The 17,264-nt window shown below is 65.0% G+C and carries 17 protein-coding genes; 9 read left to right on the top strand and 8 right to left on the bottom strand.

The window, feature by feature from the left end; translation table 11 throughout:
• Window positions 1–144: 144 nt before the first annotated feature.
• The 3 genes from JQ603_RS35395 to JQ603_RS35385 all read right to left on the bottom strand — a co-directional run bounded on the left by JQ603_RS35395 (window position 145) and on the right by JQ603_RS35385 (window position 1,786).
• Window positions 145–426: a GIY-YIG nuclease family protein gene (locus tag JQ603_RS35395; protein ID WP_212347398.1), complete on the bottom strand. Its 282-nt coding sequence runs from the start codon at window positions 424–426 to the stop codon at window positions 145–147.
• Between the two features lie 110 nt (window positions 427–536).
• Window positions 537–1,304, bottom strand: a complete 768-nt coding sequence (ubiG, locus tag JQ603_RS35390) for a bifunctional 2-polyprenyl-6-hydroxyphenol methylase/3-demethylubiquinol 3-O-methyltransferase UbiG (RefSeq protein ID WP_211413381.1) — start codon at window positions 1,302–1,304, stop codon at window positions 537–539.
• 14 nt (window positions 1,305–1,318) lie between these two features.
• Window positions 1,319–1,786 carry a PH domain-containing protein gene (locus JQ603_RS35385; RefSeq protein ID WP_212347395.1) on the bottom strand — a complete coding sequence of 156 codons (468 nt, stop codon included), beginning with the start codon at window positions 1,784–1,786 and terminating at the stop codon, window positions 1,319–1,321.
• Window positions 1,787–1,936: 150 nt separating this feature from the next.
• On the opposite strand from JQ603_RS35385, the gene JQ603_RS35380 reads away from it, so the two are divergent.
• The 5 genes from JQ603_RS35380 (at window position 1,937) to JQ603_RS35360 (ending at window position 9,081) form a co-directional block, all read left to right on the top strand.
• Window positions 1,937–3,193, top strand: coding sequence for an aspartate kinase (locus tag JQ603_RS35380; RefSeq protein WP_212347392.1), 1,257 nt, complete (start codon window positions 1,937–1,939; stop codon window positions 3,191–3,193).
• Between the two features lie 350 nt (window positions 3,194–3,543).
• Window positions 3,544–5,811, top strand: a complete 2,268-nt coding sequence (ptsP, locus tag JQ603_RS35375; protein ID WP_212347388.1) for a phosphoenolpyruvate--protein phosphotransferase — start codon at window positions 3,544–3,546, stop codon at window positions 5,809–5,811.
• A 59-nt stretch (window positions 5,812–5,870) separates the two neighbouring features.
• The gene (prfA, locus tag JQ603_RS35370) at window positions 5,871–6,956 is read left to right on the top strand and encodes a peptide chain release factor 1 (RefSeq protein ID WP_212347385.1); all 1,086 of its coding nucleotides are present in this window, start codon (window positions 5,871–5,873) and stop codon (window positions 6,954–6,956) included.
• A complete protein-coding gene (prmC, locus tag JQ603_RS35365; protein WP_212347383.1) occupies window positions 6,953–7,843 on the top strand; it encodes a peptide chain release factor N(5)-glutamine methyltransferase in 891 nt (296 codons plus the stop codon). The genes prfA and prmC overlap by 4 nt, the downstream gene beginning before the upstream one ends.
• A 464-nt stretch (window positions 7,844–8,307) precedes the next feature.
• A complete protein-coding gene (locus JQ603_RS35360) occupies window positions 8,308–9,081 on the top strand; it encodes a DUF4167 domain-containing protein (protein WP_212347380.1) in 774 nt (257 codons plus the stop codon).
• 54 nt (window positions 9,082–9,135) lie between these two features.
• On the opposite strand, the gene JQ603_RS35355 is transcribed toward JQ603_RS35360, so the two are convergent.
• Complete coding sequence (locus JQ603_RS35355) at window positions 9,136–9,882, bottom strand: methyltransferase domain-containing protein (RefSeq protein ID WP_212347377.1); 747 nt, start codon at window positions 9,880–9,882, stop codon at window positions 9,136–9,138.
• Window positions 9,883–9,990: 108 nt separating this feature from the next.
• On the opposite strand from JQ603_RS35355, the gene gloB reads away from it, so the two are divergent.
• Window positions 9,991–10,758: a hydroxyacylglutathione hydrolase gene (gene gloB / locus JQ603_RS35350; protein ID WP_212347374.1), complete on the top strand. Its 768-nt coding sequence runs from the start codon at window positions 9,991–9,993 to the stop codon at window positions 10,756–10,758.
• Between the two features lie 23 nt (window positions 10,759–10,781).
• Complete coding sequence (locus JQ603_RS35345) at window positions 10,782–11,204, top strand: cupin domain-containing protein (RefSeq protein ID WP_212347371.1); 423 nt, start codon at window positions 10,782–10,784, stop codon at window positions 11,202–11,204.
• A gap of 135 nt (window positions 11,205–11,339) precedes the next feature.
• Here the strand turns inward: JQ603_RS35345 and yddG are convergent, their stop codons facing one another.
• From yddG to JQ603_RS35330, 3 genes are all read right to left on the bottom strand, one after another.
• Window positions 11,340–12,209, bottom strand: coding sequence for an aromatic amino acid exporter YddG (gene yddG / locus JQ603_RS35340; RefSeq protein ID WP_212347368.1), 870 nt, complete (start codon window positions 12,207–12,209; stop codon window positions 11,340–11,342).
• Between the two features lie 164 nt (window positions 12,210–12,373).
• Complete coding sequence (phbB, locus tag JQ603_RS35335) at window positions 12,374–13,099, bottom strand: acetoacetyl-CoA reductase (RefSeq protein WP_195801800.1); 726 nt, start codon at window positions 13,097–13,099, stop codon at window positions 12,374–12,376.
• 250 nt (window positions 13,100–13,349) lie between these two features.
• Entirely contained in the window at window positions 13,350–14,528 is a 1,179-nt protein-coding gene (locus JQ603_RS35330) for an acetyl-CoA C-acetyltransferase (RefSeq protein WP_212347364.1), read from the bottom strand.
• Window positions 14,529–14,844: 316 nt separating this feature from the next.
• Here JQ603_RS35330 and phaR point away from each other — a divergent pair, with 316 nt between their 5' ends.
• Together phaR and JQ603_RS35320 are read left to right on the top strand one after the other, a co-directional pair.
• A complete protein-coding gene (phaR, locus tag JQ603_RS35325; protein WP_212347362.1) occupies window positions 14,845–15,435 on the top strand; it encodes a polyhydroxyalkanoate synthesis repressor PhaR in 591 nt (196 codons plus the stop codon).
• Between the two features lie 109 nt (window positions 15,436–15,544).
• Window positions 15,545–16,165: a class I SAM-dependent methyltransferase gene (locus JQ603_RS35320; RefSeq protein WP_212347359.1), complete on the top strand. Its 621-nt coding sequence runs from the start codon at window positions 15,545–15,547 to the stop codon at window positions 16,163–16,165.
• A 182-nt stretch (window positions 16,166–16,347) separates the two neighbouring features.
• Here JQ603_RS35320 and JQ603_RS35315 read toward each other — a convergent pair whose 3' ends face one another.
• Entirely contained in the window at window positions 16,348–17,235 is an 888-nt protein-coding gene (locus JQ603_RS35315; protein ID WP_212347356.1) for a branched-chain amino acid aminotransferase, read from the bottom strand.
• Window positions 17,236–17,264 lie beyond the last annotated feature (29 nt).

The following is a 17,264-nucleotide window of genomic DNA, read 5'->3' as shown; positions in this document are numbered from 1 at the left end:
GCAGGGACCCATATCCCCAGGGAGCAGTTTTGCGGAGGCTGCCAACCCGTGCGTCCAACACCGTCCGCCCACCGATGGATTCCGCGGTATGGGTCCCTGCGTTCGCAGGGACGACAGCCGGGGGCTTGGCGCGGACCTTTCGTATCAAACCAAGAGATCGCTGAGATCACGCCATTCCGGATTGTCGCGCTCGATCAGTTCGATTTTCCAGTCGCGCTTCCAGCGCTTGAGTTGCTTTTCGCGGGCAATTGCGTCTTCCGCCCGCTCGAAGGACTCGGTGTAGACGAGCCGATACACCCCGTATCGCTTGACGAACTCCGAGCCCTTGCCGGCGCGGTGCTGCTCCAAGCGCGCTTGGAGTGAGTTGGTGACGCCGATATAGAGCGTTCCATGATGACGGCTGGCGAGGATGTAGACGTAGTACATGCTCGAGGCGCCTGTCTTTGCTAACCACAGGGTCCTGGGGTTATGGGTCCCTGCGTTCGCAGGGACGACACCGTTCTCGGAGTAACAGCTCGTACCTCACCCACGATGGTTCACACCATGCCTTCCGCGACCACCATGTAGTTCACGTCCATGTCCGACGAGAGGGCCCATTTGTCGGCGAAGGGTGAGTAGACGACGCCGGTCTGTTCAGTGATGACGAGGCGGTTGTCGAGCAGATACTTGGTGAGCTCGTCGGGGGTGACGAACTTGTTCCATTCGTGCGTGCCGCGCGGCAGCCAGCGCAGGACGTATTCGGCGCCGACGATGGCGAGCGCAAAGCTCTTCCAGTTCCGGTTCAGCGTCGAGACCACCATCAGCCCGTTCGGCTTCAGCATCGACGCGCAGCGCTTCAGGAACATGCCGACGTCGACGACGTGCTCGACCACCTCCATCGCCAGCACGATGTCGAAGCGCTCGCGCGGATCGATCTCCTCCACCGTGGTGCAGCGATAGTCGATCGCAAGGTGGCTCTTGTCGGCATGGAGCTTGGCGGCGGCGATGTTGCTCTGCGAGGGATCGACACCGATGACTTGCGCGCCGAGCCGCGACAGCGGCTCGCAGAGCAGGCCGGCGCCGCAGCCGATGTCGAGCACGCGCAAGGACCCGAGGCAGTTGAGGCTGCGAACGTTGCGCTCGAACTTGCGGCAGGCGGCGTCGCGGATATAGCCGAGCCGCAACGGGTTGATCCGGTGCAGCGGCGCCATCTTGCCCTTGGGGTCCCACCACTCCGCCGAGAGTTTTGAGAATTTCGCGATCTCGGCGGCGTCGACGGTCGAGCCCGGCTGGGCGGAGAGGGAAGTATTTTGCTGCATGCTCATGGTTACGCGCGGTCCTACCGCGTGGTGATCGAACTACGGAAAGCGAGCGGCGAGGCGATGGTCCGGATGGTTTCGCGACCTTCGCCGACGCCGTTGATGGTCACGTCGCCGTAGTTGAGAATCCGTCCAAGAATCGTCTGGTTGACATCGACGCTCTCGACCTTGTCCAGCGCCATCTCGAAGGTGCGACGCTTGATGAATCCGGTCTTGTGCACGACCCTCAGATTGGTGACGTCGGTCTCGGTGGTGAAGCGATGGAACCAGCCCTTGAAGGTCCAATACAAGGCCGCCAGAGCCACGAGGCCCGCAGCGACGAGGCAAAGCAAGACGAGCCCATCGGCGGTGACCTGTCGGGACAGGAGGAACAGGACCAGCGCCACGATCCAGGCCACAATCGCAGGGAGATGGAAGATCCAGTGCGCATTGGTCGAATACAGCACCCGCTCGCCCGGCTGCAGGATCTCGTCGATATAGCGCGCCATGATCTGGTTAACCCACTCCCCCGACCCTGCCCCCGCAGGAACCCGCTTGCCCCCGGCCCCGCCGCTCTGTATACGCGCGGTCGGTGTCCGCAGGCACCCGTCCGGTGCGGGTCACCATACTGATCCTTATGAGGGAATGCACGCGTCGTCATGAGCCGCCTCGTGATGAAATTCGGCGGCACATCCGTCGCCAACATCGAACGCATCCGCAACGTCGCACGCCATGTGAAGCGTGAGGTCGACGCCGGCCATGAAGTGGCCGTGGTCGTCTCGGCGATGTCGGGCAAGACCAACGAGTTGGTGGCCTGGTGCACCGAGGCCTCGCCGATGCACGACGCGCGCGAATACGACGCCGTCGTCGCCTCAGGCGAGCAGGTCACATCAGGCCTCCTCGCCATCGTGCTGCAGGGCATGGGCATCCAGGCCCGCTCCTGGCAGGGCTGGCAGATCCCGATCAAGACCAGCGACGCCCATGCCTCGGCCCGGATCGAGGACATCGACGGCAGCGAGATCATCAAGCGCTTCCAGGAGCGCAAGGAGGTCGCGGTCATCGCCGGCTTCCAGGGCATCAACGCCGAAACGGGCCGCATCACCACGCTCGGCCGCGGCGGCTCGGATACTTCGGCCGTGGCGGTCGCCGCAGCCGTCAAGGCGGACCGCTGCGACATCTACACCGACGTCGATGGCGTCTACACCACCGACCCGCGAATCGTGCCGAAGGCCAAGAGGCTCGACAAGATCGCGTTCGAGGACATGCTGGAACTGGCCTCACAGGGCGCCAAAGTGCTCCAGGTCCGCTCGGTGGAACTCGGCATGGTCCACAACATGCCGATCTTCGTCCGCTCGAGCTTCGACAAGCCCGAGGATATCGATCCGCATGCCAACCAGCCGCCCGGCACCCTGATCTGCGGCGAGGAGGAGATCATGGAAAACCACGTCGTCACCGGCATCGCCTTTTCGAAGGACGAGGCCCAGATTTCGGTGCGCCAGATCCAGGACAAGCCGGGCGTTGCGGCCTCGATCTTCGGCCCGCTGGCGGACGCCAACATCAACGTCGACATGATCGTGCAGAACGTCTCCGAGGACGGAAAGACCACCGACCTCACCTTCACGGTCCCGGCGGCCGACTACACCCGCGCCAAGGACACGATTACCGCCGCCAAGGCCGAGATCGGCTATGCCCGGCTCGATACCGCCACCGACGTCGCAAAAATCTCGGTGATCGGCAGCGGCATGCGCAGCCACGCCGGCGTCGCCGCCCAGGCGTTCTCGGCCCTCGCGGGACGGAATATCAACATCCGGGCCATTACAACCTCCGAGATCAAATTCTCGGTTTTGATCGACACCGCCTATACCGAGCTGGCGGTGCGCACCCTGCATACGCTCTACGGCCTCGATCAGGCCTAAAGCGCGACCCGTCGCGCTTCAGATTGTCGTTTGAGCATGGTCTTTCCGGAAAACCGCTTCGCACTTTTCCGGACCATGCAGGGGCTAATTTTCTCTTAGCGGTCGCAGCAAACGCGAAGGTGTACACACCTTCGCGTTTGGCAGGCGTTTTGCTTGGCAAAACAAGCCCTAATTCGCTATACGCGGACAGGGTGGGCTGCCGGAAACTGTGCCCCAGTTCAGGCGGTGCTGATTCGGCTCCGGCAACCGCCGGGGCCGGCGCCGGACGAGCAAATTTGTTGTTTTTCTGGATTTCGGGCGAGCCGCCGCGGGCCCCTTCGGCCCCGGCAGACGGAGGAGATTGACGGTACATGCGGAGCGCGTCGGGAGGTCCCCGCGTCTTGTTGAGACGGCTCCGCGAAACCATGGCGGAGCAGGTCTCGGCCCAGGAGCGGCTGGACAAGATCGTGGTGCTGATCGCTGCCAACATGGTGGCCGAGGTGTGCTCGGTCTACGTGCTGCGCGTCGACAACACGCTCGAACTCTACGCCACCGAAGGTCTCAACCGCGAGGCTGTGCACCATACCGTGCTCAGCGCCCATGAGGGCCTGGTCGGCCTCGTCGCCAGCGAGGCGACGCCGCTCAACTTAAGCGACGCACAAAGCCATCCGGCCTTCTCGTTCCGTCCCGAGACCGGCGAAGAAATCTACCACTCCTTCCTCGGCGTGCCGATCCTGCGCGCCGGCAACACGCTCGGCGTGCTGGTGGTGCAGAACCGCGCCAAGCGGAACTATGTCGAGGAGGAGCTCGAGGCGCTGCAGACCACCGCCATGGTGCTGGCCGAGCTGATCGCCTCCGGCGAATTGTCCGCGCTGGCCCAGCCCGGCCTCGAGCCTGCCGCGCGCCATTCGGCGCAGAAGGTCGGCGCGATCCTGTCGGAAGGCATCGCGCTCGGCCATGTCGTGCTGCACGAGCCGCGCGTCGTCATCAAGGACTACATCGCCGAGGACCTGCCGAAGGAAATCAAGCGGCTGGATACCGCGCTCGCCAAGCTGCGCGCCGATCTCGACCGCATGCTGGAGCGCGGCGACGTCGCCGAGGGCGGCGAGCATCGCGAGGTGCTGGAAGCCTACCGCATGTTCGCCAACGACCAGGGCTGGTCGCACAAGCTGCACGAGGCGGTCGCCACCGGCCTCACGGCGGAAGCCGCCGTCGAGCGCGTGCAGTCCGACACCCGCGCGCGCATGCTGCGCTCGACCGATCCTTACTTGCGCGACCGCCTGCACGACCTCGAGGATCTCGGCTATCGCCTGATGCGGCAGCTGGTCGGCCAGGATCACGCGCCGTCACGTGAGCAATTGCCCGACAATGCCATCGTGATCGCCCGCGCGATGGGCCCGGCGGCGCTGCTCGACTACGACCGCAAGCGCCTGCGCGGCATCGTGCTGGAGGAAGGCACCGCCAATTCCCACGTCTCGATCGTGGCGCGCGCGCTCGGAATTCCCGCCGTCGGCGAAGTGCCGAACGCACCCGGCATCGCCGATCCCGGCGATGCCATCATCGTCGACGGCACCTCCGGCTCGATCTATGTGCGTCCGTCGCAGGAGATCGAGGCCGCCTTCGCCGAGCGCGTGCGCTTCCGCGCCCGCCGCCAGGCACAGTACCTGGCGCTGCGCGACCGGCCCTGCGTCACCAGGGACGGCCAGAAGGTCGAGCTGATGATCAACGCAGGTCTCGCGATCGACCTGCCGCATATCGAGGACACCGGCAGCGCCGGCATCGGCCTGTTCCGCACCGAGCTGCAGTTCATGGTGGGACAGAGCCTGCCGCGCACCAGCGACCAGCTCGCACTCTATCGCACCGTGCTGGATGCCGCAGGCACCAAGCCCGTCACCTTCCGCACTCTCGACATCGGCGGCGACAAGGCGCTGCCCTACATGGAAGCGGTGATTGAGGAAAATCCCGCGCTCGGCTGGCGCGCGATCCGGCTCGGGCTGGACCGACCCGGCCTGTTGCGCGGCCAGATCCGCGCGCTCTTGCGCGCCGGCGGCGGCCGCGCGCTGCGCATCATGTTCCCGATGATCTCGGAGGTCGCCGAGTTCGATTCGGCGAAGGCGCTGGTCGAGCGCGAGCTGACATATCTGCGCCAGCACGGCCACACGCTGCCTGAACGAATCGACATCGGCACCATGGTCGAGGTGCCCGCCCTGCTCTACCAGCTCGACGAGCTCCTGAAGAAGGTCGACTTCATCTCGGTCGGCTCCAACGATCTGTTCCAGTTCCTGTTCGCGGTCGACCGCGGCAATGCCAAGGTGTCCGAGCGCTTCGACACCATGTCGGCGCCGATCCTGCGCGCGCTGCGCGACATCGCGCGCAAGGCGCAAGACGCGCAGAAATCGCTCTCGCTCTGCGGCGAGATGGCCTCCAAGCCGATCGGCGCGCTGGCGCTGATCGCGCTGGGCTATCGCTCGCTGTCGCTCTCGGCGACCGCGCTCGGCCCGGTCAAGGCGATGGTGCTCGATCTCGATGCCAAGAAGGCCGAAGCGATGCTCGGCCCGCTCCTCGACGCGCCCGCGGGCAGCGTCTCGATCCGGCAGAAGCTGACGGAATTTGCCGAGGCCGAGGGCCTTGCGTTGTAGCGGGCCTGTCGCCCGCTTCCCGCCGCCCTCGCCTCCTTCCGCCCTTTGAGACTGAACCGATGTCGTCACTCCCCGAAGCCAAACTGGACGTTCTGCTCGCGCATCATGCTTCGCTCGAGGCCGAATCGCTCGGACAGCTCGCCTCCGAGCGCTACGTCCAGATCACGCGCGAGCTCGCCGAGATCACGCCGCTGATCGAGGCGGTCAAGACCTATCGGTCCGCCGTCAAGGAGCTCGCCGATACCGAGGCGCTGATCGCCGATCCCGCGACCGATGCCGAGATGCGCGGCATGGCCGAGGCCGAGCGCGACGAGCTGACGCCAAGGATCGAGGAGCTGGTCCAGAAGATCCGCGTCGCGCTTCTGCCCAAGGACGCCATGGACGACCGCAACGTGATGCTGGAAATCCGCGCCGGCACCGGCGGCGACGAGGCCTCGTTGTTCGCCGGCGATTTGTTCCGGATGTACGAGCGTTTCGCCAGCTTGCAGGGCTGGAAGGTCGAGGTGATCTCGGCGAGCGAAGGCACGGTCGGCGGCTACAAGGAAATCATCGCCGAGGTGCAGGGCCGCGGCGCGTTCTCGAAGCTGAAATTCGAATCCGGCGTGCACCGCGTGCAGCGCGTGCCCGACACCGAGACGCAAGGACGCATCCATACCTCGGCGGCGACGGTGGCCGTGCTGCCGGAGGTCGAGGACGTCGACGTCGAGATCAAGAACGACGATCTGCGCATCGAGACCATGCGCGCGCAAGGAGCGGGCGGCCAGCACGTCAACAAGACCGAATCGGCGATCCGCATCACCCACATCCCGACCGGCATCGTGGTGATGATGCAGGACAGCCGCTCGCAGCACAAGAACCGCGCCTCGGCCATGAACATCCTGCGCTCGCGCATCTACGACGCCGAGCGTCAGCGCGTCGATGCCGCGCGCTCGGCCGAGCGCAAGGAGAAGGTCGGCTCCGGCGATCGCTCCGAGCGCATCCGCACCTACAATTTCCCGCAAGGGCGCGTCACCGACCACCGCATCAATCTGACGCTCTACAAGCTGCCGCAGGTGATCGCCGGCGAAGCGCTGGGCGAACTGATCGACGCGTTGACCACCGAGCACCAGGCCGCGCAGCTCGCCGCGCAAGGCGTGGCGGCGTGACGCGCCGCGTGAGCAACGCCTTCACCGGACAATCGATCGAGAGCGCACGCCGCGCGCTGGCGGCGCAATTGAGATCAGCACAGCTCGACGAGGCCGAGCTCGACGCCCGCATCCTGATCAGTGCCGTGCTCGGCCTCGATCTCACCGGCCTCATTGCGCAGGGCGCGCGCGCCCTCACGAGCGCCGAGGCGTCGCAACTCGCGCAATATGCAGAGCGCCGGATCGCGGGCGAGCCGGTGGCGCGCATTCTCGGCACGCGCGAATTCTGGGGCCTGCCGTTTCGCCTTTCGGAGGCGACCCTGGTCCCGCGTCCCGACACCGAAACGGTGGTCGAGCGTGCGCTCGAGCTTTTTCGCGAGCAGAAGATTCACCGGCCCCGCATCGCCGACATCGGCACCGGTTCGGGCGCGATCCTGCTCGCGCTGCTGCACGAAATTCCCGATGCCTTCGGTGTCGGCACCGATCTCAGCCTCACCGCGCTCGGCACCGCGCGGGGCAATGCCGCAGCCCTCGGCCTTGGCAACCGTTCGGCCTTCGTCGCCTGCTCCTATCTGGCGGCGCTCTCGGGTCCGTTCGATCTCATCGTGTCGAACCCGCCCTATATTCCCTCCGCCGAAATTCCGAAATTGAGCATCGAAGTGCGCGAGCACGATCCGCATCTGGCGCTCGATGGCGGCAACGACGGATATGACGCCTACCGGGTCCTGATCCCGCAGGCGGCCGAGCGCCTCGCCCCGGGCGGCGCGCTGGTCGTCGAGGCCGGACAGGGCCAGGCCCGGAACATTGAAACCTTGATGGCCGCTGCCGCGTTGGTGGTGGACAGGCCGCCCAAGGCCGATTTGGCGGGCATCCCACGGGCCGTTTCGGCCCGAAAAATGCCCCCATAAAAGCCGGATTGGTCTGTAAAAAGCTCTTGGAATATCCCTTGGGAACGACTACGTTCCGGTCAACACATCGGTGCCGGCCCCGTAGACCTACGGGCGAAAGCCGGGCTCTCGGGCGAGAGCTTTACTGATTTAAAGGTTCCAAGCCGCAGGTCCTGTTGAGCGCGATGGCCAGTGGAGCTGCGCTGCTCTCCGACCGCAAAGTGAACGAAAGCCTGATATTGCGCTTGAACACTTACGCAAGAAAGCTGGGCTTGTTTCGGCAGGCGATATGAATGGGTTCGCTGGCAATGAATGCTGGCGGGTGGGGAACGCGTCTTTGTTGAACGCGACGGTCGACGAACATTGGCAGGGTTCAATCCGCTCTCGCGCGCGGTGCGTGCGAGCACTGTGAACCGCTGTCATCAGGTCACTCTCTTGCAATCAGTGATGCGTGCAACCTTTAGGGCTGGAATTAAAGGCAGGACATGAGAAACGGTCAGAACAAGCAGCGGATGCGCAACCGCAACAACAATAACAACAACAACAACCGGCGCGGCCAGAACCCGATGACCCGGGTCTACGAGTCCAACGGGCCCGACATCAAGATCCGCGGCACGGCTTCGCATATCGCTGAGAAATATCTCCAGCTCGCGCGCGATGCGCGCTCCTCCGGCGACCCCGTTGCAGCCGAGAACTACTACCAGCACGCCGAGCATTATTTCCGCCTGATCGCGGCCGCCCAGGAGCAGTTCCGCCAGAACCAGCAGCCGCGCGGCGACGAGCCCATCAGCAACACCAGCGGCGACGACAGCGAGGACGACGGCGAGAATTTCTCGGCGTTCGGCCAGGAGCCGGGCTTCGTTCCGCAGCCGCCGCAGCAGCAGCCCTTCATGCGCGACCGCGAGGGCCAGCGCGATCATCACCAGCGTGATCACCAGCAGCGCGACAACCAGCAGCCCTATCAGCGCGACAATCAGCAGCCGCGCGAGCATCGCGAACGCGACCACCGTCCGCAGCCGCAATATCAGCCGCAACCCGCGAACCAGCCGCAGCCTGTCATCGCCGATGCCGGCAGCGTCGACCGCCTGCCCTCCTTCATCACCGGCGCACAGCCGCAGGTGAATGGCGGCCAGGGCGGCTTCGAAGGCGGTGGTGGCGGCGAGCGCTATCCGCGCCGGCGGCGCCGGCCGCATGGGCCGCGTCCCGATCGCGAGGCGGCTCCCGCCGCGTCCAGCGACGAAGTCGCCTCAGGCGAGTAAGCCTCTTCTGATTTTCTGATCTCGATCGTCCCGGCCTCGCCGGGACGATTTGTTTCAGCTGCGCGTCACCGTCGTCGAGGACGGCACCAGCACGGGCTTGGCCAGCGAGGGAATCAGCCGCGCCCGTTCACGCTTGGCGGGGATCGCGCGATAGACCTGCTTGGTGGCTTCGACGATGTGCACGCCGGCAAAGGGCAGCGACAGCGCCGCCCCGGCACGCTCCCACATCTGCGCGGATTTCAGCACCCAGCCGCCGGCATAGGGCGGCATGAACAGCGCCTCGCCCCAGGCCGTCGGCGTGAACCAGGTCTGGCGCAACAGATCGGTGATCTGCGAGCGCGAATACGGCCGGCCGTGACCGAACGGCGTGCTGTCGGTGCGAGTCCATACGCCGCGCCGATTCGGGATCACCGCGATGACGCGGCCCGAACCCGACAGCACCCGCCACACCTCGCGCAGCAGCGCGGCCGGATCGTCCGACATCTCCAGCGCATGGATCAGCAGGATGCGGTCGACCGCGGCGTCGGGAAGCGGCAGCGAGAATTCATCGACCAGCGAGGCCAGCGCCGGCCGGCCCGTCGGCCATTTCAGGACACCCTGGGCCGCCGGCATGAAGGCGATGCAGCGCTCGGCGTCTTCGCGGAACAACCCCAGATAGGGCGTGGGATAGCCGATACCGAGCACGCGATGGCCCTCGGCGCCCGGCCAGCGCTCCCGGATGCCGCGATTGATCATTTGCCGCGCCACGATCCCGAGGCGGCGGGAATAGAACTCGCGGAGGTCGACGACGTCGATGGTCATGACGGCAATGTAACATGCGCGAGGGCACGCCTGCGCGCGGAATATTGCATTGCCTGGGCAACGTTAACGCCATATTTGTCTGGCGGGGCTGAGCGCGATGGAGAGGTCATGGCCGCCGAAATTCGTACTTTCACCTGTTTAAACGACAATTTCGGTTATCTGATCCACGATCTGGAAACCAAGGCGACGGCGTCGATCGACGCGCCGGAGGCCGGCCCGATCCTGAAGGCGCTCGAGCGCGAGGGCTGGCAGCTCACCGACATCCTGATCACCCACCACCATGGCGATCATGTTGGCGGAGTTGCCGAACTCAAGCAGAAATACAACTGCCGCGTCGTCGCGCCGCACGACAAGACGACTGAGATCGCGAACGTCGACCTGCGCGTCGCCAATGCCGACGTGGTCAAGATCGGCAATCTGCTGGCGCGCGTGGTGGAGACGCCGGGCCACACGCTCGACCACATCTCCTACGTGTTCGACAATGAGAAGACGGTGTTCGCCGCCGACACGCTGTTCTCGATCGGCTGCGGCCGCGTGTTCGAAGGCACCTATCCAATGATGTGGGATTCGCTGTTGAAGCTGCGCGCCCTGCCCGACGACTTCAAGCTCTATTGCGGCCACGAATACACCGCATCCAACGTCAAGTTCGCGCTCACCGTCGATCCCGACAATGCGGCGCTGCAGGCGCGCGCGGCGGAGGTCGCAAGACTCCGGGCCGAGAACAAGCCGACCATTCCCTCGCTGCTCGGTGACGAGAAGCGAACGAACGTGTTCCTGCGCGCCGATGAGCCCTCGATTGCAGCCAGGCTCCATATGAAGGGCGCAGACGGCGCCACGGTGTTCGGCGAGCTCCGCGAGCGCAAGAACAAGTCCTGAAGAACAGGTCCTGACGAGGATCGATGCCGACCGCAGCCGAGATCATCGCACGCCTCGAACTTCGCCCGCATCCCGAAGGCGGGTACTATCGCGAGACGTTTCGCGACCAGACCACGGACGCCAACGGGCGGTCGCGCTCGACATTGATCTATTTCCTGCTCGCGCGCGGCGAACGCTCGCACTGGCATCGCATCGACGCGGTCGAGACCTGGCACTACTACGCCGGCAGTCCCTTGACGCTGCGCATCGCCCATGAGGGCTGCTCGCAGCACGAGGTGCGGCTCGGCACCGATCTCATCGGCGGCGAGCGGCCGCAGGGAATCGTGCCGGCCAATGCCTGGCAGATGGCGGAGACCACGGGCGAGTGGACACTGGTCGGCTGCACCGTGGCACCGGCGTTCGAGTTCGCGAAGTTCGAGCTCGCACCGCAGGGCTGGGAGCCGTAGCTCCCCACCGTCATTCCGGGGCGCCGCGCAAGCGGCGAACTATGATGCGCAATTGCGCATCTGAGAATCCATCTCGCCACCGTTGACGCGAATAAATGGATTCCGGGCTCGCACTTCGTGCGCCCGGAATGACAATCACCGTTTCCTCAGCACCATGTCCTTCGCCGCGATCAGGCCGCCGCCGGCGATCAGGATTGCGGCAATGGCGATGTTTGTGCTGGCTTTGGCAAAGCCGGCGGCGATGAGGAAGCCGGTCGAGAGCAGCGGCGTCGCGTAGGAGGCGGCGCCGAGCACGCGGATGTCGCCGCGCTTCATGCCGATATCCCAGGTGTAGAACGCGGCGCCCACGGGCCCGATGCCGAGCGCGATCACGGAAAGCCATTGCAGCGTGGTCTCCGGCCACACGGTGGTTTCAAGCAGGCCATGCATCAGTGCGGCGAGCACCGATGTGGCGAGACAGAAGCCCGCGACCGCATCGGTCGGCACCGCTTTCAACCGGCGCGACAGCACCGAATAGGTCGCCCAGACGAACGCCGCGATGAAGGCCGCGATCAATCCCGGCACGGCTCCGGGCGCAAAACCGCTGGTGTTGCCGGCGAACAGCAGCACCGTGCCAATGAGGCCGAGCACGGCGCCGATGACATGATGCACGGCCAGCCGCTCGCCCGGCAGGAACGACGAGAACAGCACGATCAGGAGTGGCCAGAGATAGTTCAACAGGCCGGCTTCGGCCGGCGGCGCGAAGCGCAGCGCGAGGAAATACAGCGCGTGATAGCCGAACAATCCGCCGACGCCGACGACCCACACCACCAGCGGCTGACGCAGGCTTTTGGCGGCATCGCCGCGGCCGATCCAGGTCAGCAGGCCGACGAGACCACCGATCGCAAACGTCATCGCGGCGAGCTGGAACGCCGGAATCTTTCCGGTCGCCACCGTCATCACCGAGAGCAGCGACCACATCAGGATCGCGGTCAATCCGATCAGCGTCGCGGTGCGGGGAGTCATTGCAGGAGGCCTCGTCGTTCCGGGATGGCGCATAGCGCCAGACCCGGAACCTCGAGATTCCGGGTTCGCCGCTGTCGCGGCGCCCCGGAATGACAGGGCATGATGCCCGGGACAAGCCCGGGCATGACGAAGTCACCTATATGATCGAACGTGATGCGATCGCATCACACCATGTACTGGCCGCCGTTGACCGTCAGCGTCGAGCCGGTGATGGCGCCTGCCTCATCCGCGGCGAGGAACACGACCGCGCGCGCGATCTCCTCGGGCTCGCCGAGGCGGCCGATCGGGATCAGCGGCAGGATGGCCTTTTCCAGCACGTCCTTCGGCACCGCCTGCACCATCTCGGTGTTGATGTAGCCCGGGCAGATCGCATTCACTGTGACGCCGCCCTTGGCGTTCTCCAGCGCCAGGGCCTTGGTGAAGCCGATCTCGCCGGCCTTGGCCGCGGAATAGTTCACCTGGCCGAACTGGCCCTTCTGGCCGTTGATCGAGGAGATGTTGATGATGCGGCCGAACTTGCGTCCGCGCATGCCTTCGATCACCTGGCGCGACATGTTGAACAGCGAGCCGAGATTGGTGCCGATCACGGCGTTCCATTGCTCGAGGCTCATCTTGTGGAAGGCGCCGTCCTTGGTGATGCCGGCATTGTTGACGAGCACGTCGACCGGGCCGACCTCGGCCTCGACCTTCTTCACGCCCTCGGCGCAGGCGTCGAAATTGCTGACGTCCCATTTGTAGACGGCGATGCCGGTCTCGGCCTTGAACTTCTCCGCCGCCGCATCGTTGCCGGCATAGCTTGCCGCGACCTTGTAGCCGGCCGCCTTCAGCGCCTTGCTGATCGCAGCTCCGATGCCCCGCGTACCACCCGTCACCAGTGCAACACGTGCCATATCGTATTCCTTCCCTTGGACTCTTCCTTGGACTCTTCGGACGCTTTTGAGTGATCGTTTTTAGCTACGGATTATGCGGGACGTTTGACGGACATCAAGAACAAAACGCCCGGCTGAGCCGGGCGTTTCTCTTTAGTCGAGGCCTGCGCGGTTGCGAAGAATATTTGATTTGCAACCGCTGCCTTTTTAGTCGCGTGCAACGCACTCAATCAGGTGTGCGGCGCACGCGTCAGCTTGACGTCAGCGACCTTCAGTCGCGCGCCAGACACATCGCGATACCCATGCCGCCGCCGATGCACAGCGTGGCAAGGCCCTTCTTCGAATCGCGCTTCTGCATCTCATGCAGCAGCGTCACCAGCACGCGCGCGCCGGAGGCGCCGACCGGATGGCCGATCGCGATCGCGCCGCCGTTGACGTTGACCTTCGAGGTGTCCCAGCCGAGGTCCTTGTTGACGGCGCAGGCCTGCGCCGCGAAGGCCTCGTTGGCCTCGATCAGATCGAGATCGCCGACGTTCCAGCCGGCTCTCTTCAGCGCGAGACGCGAGGCCGGGATCGGGCCCGAGCCCATGATCTTCGGATCAACGCCGGCCTGCGCCCAGGACACGATGCGCGCGAGCGGCTTCTTGCCTTCCTTGGCGGCCTGCTTGGCCGTCATCAGCACCACGGCGGCAGCGCCGTCATTGATGCCCGAGGCCGAGCCCGCGGTGACCGTGCCGTCCTTCTCGAAGGCCGGCTTGAGCTTGGCCATCGCGTCGAGCGTGGCGCCATGGCGCGGATATTCGTCGGCGCTGACGACCACGTCGCCCTTGCGGGTCTTGATGGTGACGGGAACGATCTCGTCGTTGAACTTGCCGGCCTTCTGCGCGGCCTCCGCCTTCTGCTGCGAGGCGACCGCGAACTCGTCCTGCTGGGCGCGGGTGATCTGCCACTGGCGCGCGACGTTCTCGGCGGTGTTGCCCATGTGGTAGCCGTTGAAGGCATCCCACAGGCCGTCCTTGATCATGGTGTCGACCAGTTCGAGGCCGCCCATCTTGACGCCGCCGCGCAGGTGCTGGGCGTGCGGAGCCATGCTCATGGATTCCTGGCCGCCGGCGACCACGATTTCGGAATCGCCGTTGAGCAGCGCCTGGTAGCCGAGCGCGACCGTGCGCAGGCCCGAGCCGCAAAGCTGGTTCACGCCCCAGGCGGGGCTCTCCACCGGAATGCCGGCTATGATCGAGGCTTGGCGGGCTGGGTTCTGACCCTGGGCCGCGGTCAGAATCTGGCCCATGATGACTTCCGAGACCCGACCGGGCTCGATGCCACCGCGCTCCAGCGCGGCCTTGATGGCGACGGCGCCGAGGTCATGGGCGGGAAGGGTCGCGAACGCTCCGTTGAAGCTTCCGACCGGGGTGCGGGCGGCGCTGACGATGACGACATCGTCTGACATGGGGCATCTCCTGGGGCTTGAGGTTCTTGTGAAGGGGCAGGCGGGGCTGGAAAAACGCTCGCCAGTCTCGTCAGCCATCCTGTTAACGTCGTTGAGGCATGTCAATCGGCGGGGGGCCGAATTCATGCCGCAGCGCATTCAAAATAGCGTTCTTGGCGCTTTCGCAAGCACGTTTTTGCTGCCCGATTAACCGTGGCGCACAAAACGGTAGCGTGACCCCTTTGAAAATGCTTATTTTGTTGCGTTGCGTACTCTTCCCGCCCTGCGGCATAGCCCGCCGGGTTCCCGTTCTCAGCGTTTTTGCAAGTGAGAGCCCATGGCGAAATCAGACCAACCCACCACCATCAAGAAATACGCGAACCGCCGGCTCTATAACACCGGAACGAGTACCTACGTGACGCTGGAAGACCTCGCCGCCATGGTCAAGGACGGCGAAGATTTCCTGGTCTACGACGCCAAGACCGGCGACGACATCACCCGCTCCGTGCTGGCCCAGATCATCTTCGAGCAGGAGAACAAGGCCGGCCAGAATCTGCTCCCGACCACCTTCCTGCGCCAGCTGATCCGCTTCTACGGCGACAGCATGCAGATGGTGGTGCCGAAATATCTGGAGCAGTCGATCGCGACACTGACCCAGGAGCAGGAGAAGTTCCGCAAACAGATCGCCAACACGTTGTCCGGCACGCCGTTTGCGCCGCTGGAGGAGCAGGTCCGCCGCAACATGGAGCTGTTCCAGCAGACCTTCTCGATGTTCAAGCCGTTCGCCGCGCCCCGCCCGGCGTCGAGCCCCGAGCCGGAGCCCGATGCGAGCGCCGAGGCGCCCAAGGACAGCAACATCGACGATTTGCGCCAGCAGATGAAGGAAATGCAGGAGCGCCTCGAGCGGATGTCGAAGAAGGACGAGTAGCTCCTCCGTTCGTGCCGGCGCGTCCGCATACGGCGGACGCGCGAATTGCCAGTTGATCCCGGCAGCGCCGCTTGCGCGCTGCCGTCCCCGGCCAAGGCCGGAGCACACCATGTCCGACCGCACCACGCACTGGGACAACGTCTACGCCACCAAGGGCGAGGCCGAGGTCAGCTGGTATCAGGACAGCCCGGCGATCTCGCTCGCGATGATTCGCGCAGCCAACTCCGATCGTGGCGCAGCCATCATCGATATCGGCGGCGGTGCTTCGCGGCTGATCGATGCACTGCTGCAGGACGGATATCGCCATCTTGCCGTGCTCGACCTCTCCGCCAACGCGCTCGACGTTGCGAAGAAGCGAATCGGCCAGGCCGCTTCAACGGTCGAGTGGATCGTCGCCGACGCCACGACATGGCAGCCGACCAGGACTTACGATGTCTGGCACGATCGCGCGGCGTTTCACTTTCTGACTGATCCCGATGACAGAGCGGCCTACGTCGAGCGCCTGCGGTCGGCGGTCAGCGCTGGCGGGCAAGTCATCATCGCGACGTTTGCGCCCGACGGTCCGGAGAAATGCAGCGGCCTGCCGGTGCAGCGCCATGACAGCGCGAGCCTCGCGGCTGAGCTCGGACCGGAGTTTGAACTGGTCGAGGCGCGGAGCGAGACGCACCACACACCGTGGGCTTCGACGCAGGCGTTTCAGTTCAGCCGATTTCGGAGGCGGGGCTCATAAGGCGTGGCGCATGCCACACCCCCGGTATCGTCCTGGCGAAAGCCAGGACCCATACCGCGAGGTCTATCAGTAGCGATCGATGGCAGTACCGAACGACGAATCTTCGCCAAACTTCTCCCTGGGGTAATGGGTCCTGGCTCCCGTGCGCAATTGCGCACTAGGCCAGGACGACATCGGAGAGCCTACGCCGCCAGCTTCACCGCATGCGCGAAGTCCCAATAAAGCTTGCGCGCCTTGGTGTAGAACGGGCCCGGCTTCAGCTCGCGATCGTCGATGCGGATCACCGGCGCGACCTTGGCGAAATTTCCGGATGAGAAAATCTCGTCGGCTGACAGGAAGTCGGCATAGCGCAGCGTCTTCTCGACTACAGTGACTCCGTCGCCGCGAAGCAGGCTGATGACGCGCTGGCGCGTGATGCCGTTGAGGAAGGTGCCGTTGGGGACCGGCGTGAACACCACGCCGTCCTTGGCCATGAACACGTTGGAATTGCCGAACTCGGCGACATTGCCGAGCATGTCGAGCATCAGCGCGTTCTGGAAACCGCGTGAGGCCGCTTCGGCGAGCGCGCGCGAATTGTTCGGATAGAGGCAGGCCGCCTTCGCTTCGACCGGCGCGCATTCGGCGGTGGGCCTGCGGAACGGCGACAGCGTGATCGCGTTGCCGACCGGTTTCGGTATCGGCGCCTCGTAGATGCTCAGACACCAGTTGGTGGAGTCGGGATCGAACAGCACGCCGCCGCCGAGCCCGCTCTGCGCCCAGTACATCGGGCGGATATAGAGCTCGGCATTCGCCGCGAAACGCGCGATGCCTTCGTTTGCGAGCGCGAGCCAGGTGCCGGCATCGACCACCGGCTTCAGGCCAAAGCTGATCGCGGATTGATTGGTGCGCGCACAATGACGGTCGAGATCGGGCGCGACGCCCTCGAACGCACGGGCGCCGTCGAACACGACCGAACCGAGCCAGGCCGCATGTGTGCGCGGCCCCATGATCGGCACATTGCCGTCATGCCATTTGCCCTCGAAGAAGGTCCAGCTCGGTGAATATTCGATGGGCTTCTTGATCTCGGCCATGACCGGCCTCCCTTGGCACGATGCCGCAC

This window comes from Bradyrhizobium liaoningense, from assembly GCF_018130825.1.
GTDB lineage: Bacteria > Pseudomonadota > Alphaproteobacteria > Rhizobiales > Xanthobacteraceae > Bradyrhizobium > Bradyrhizobium liaoningense_B.
This window is presented reverse-complemented; position numbering and strand designations above follow the sequence as displayed.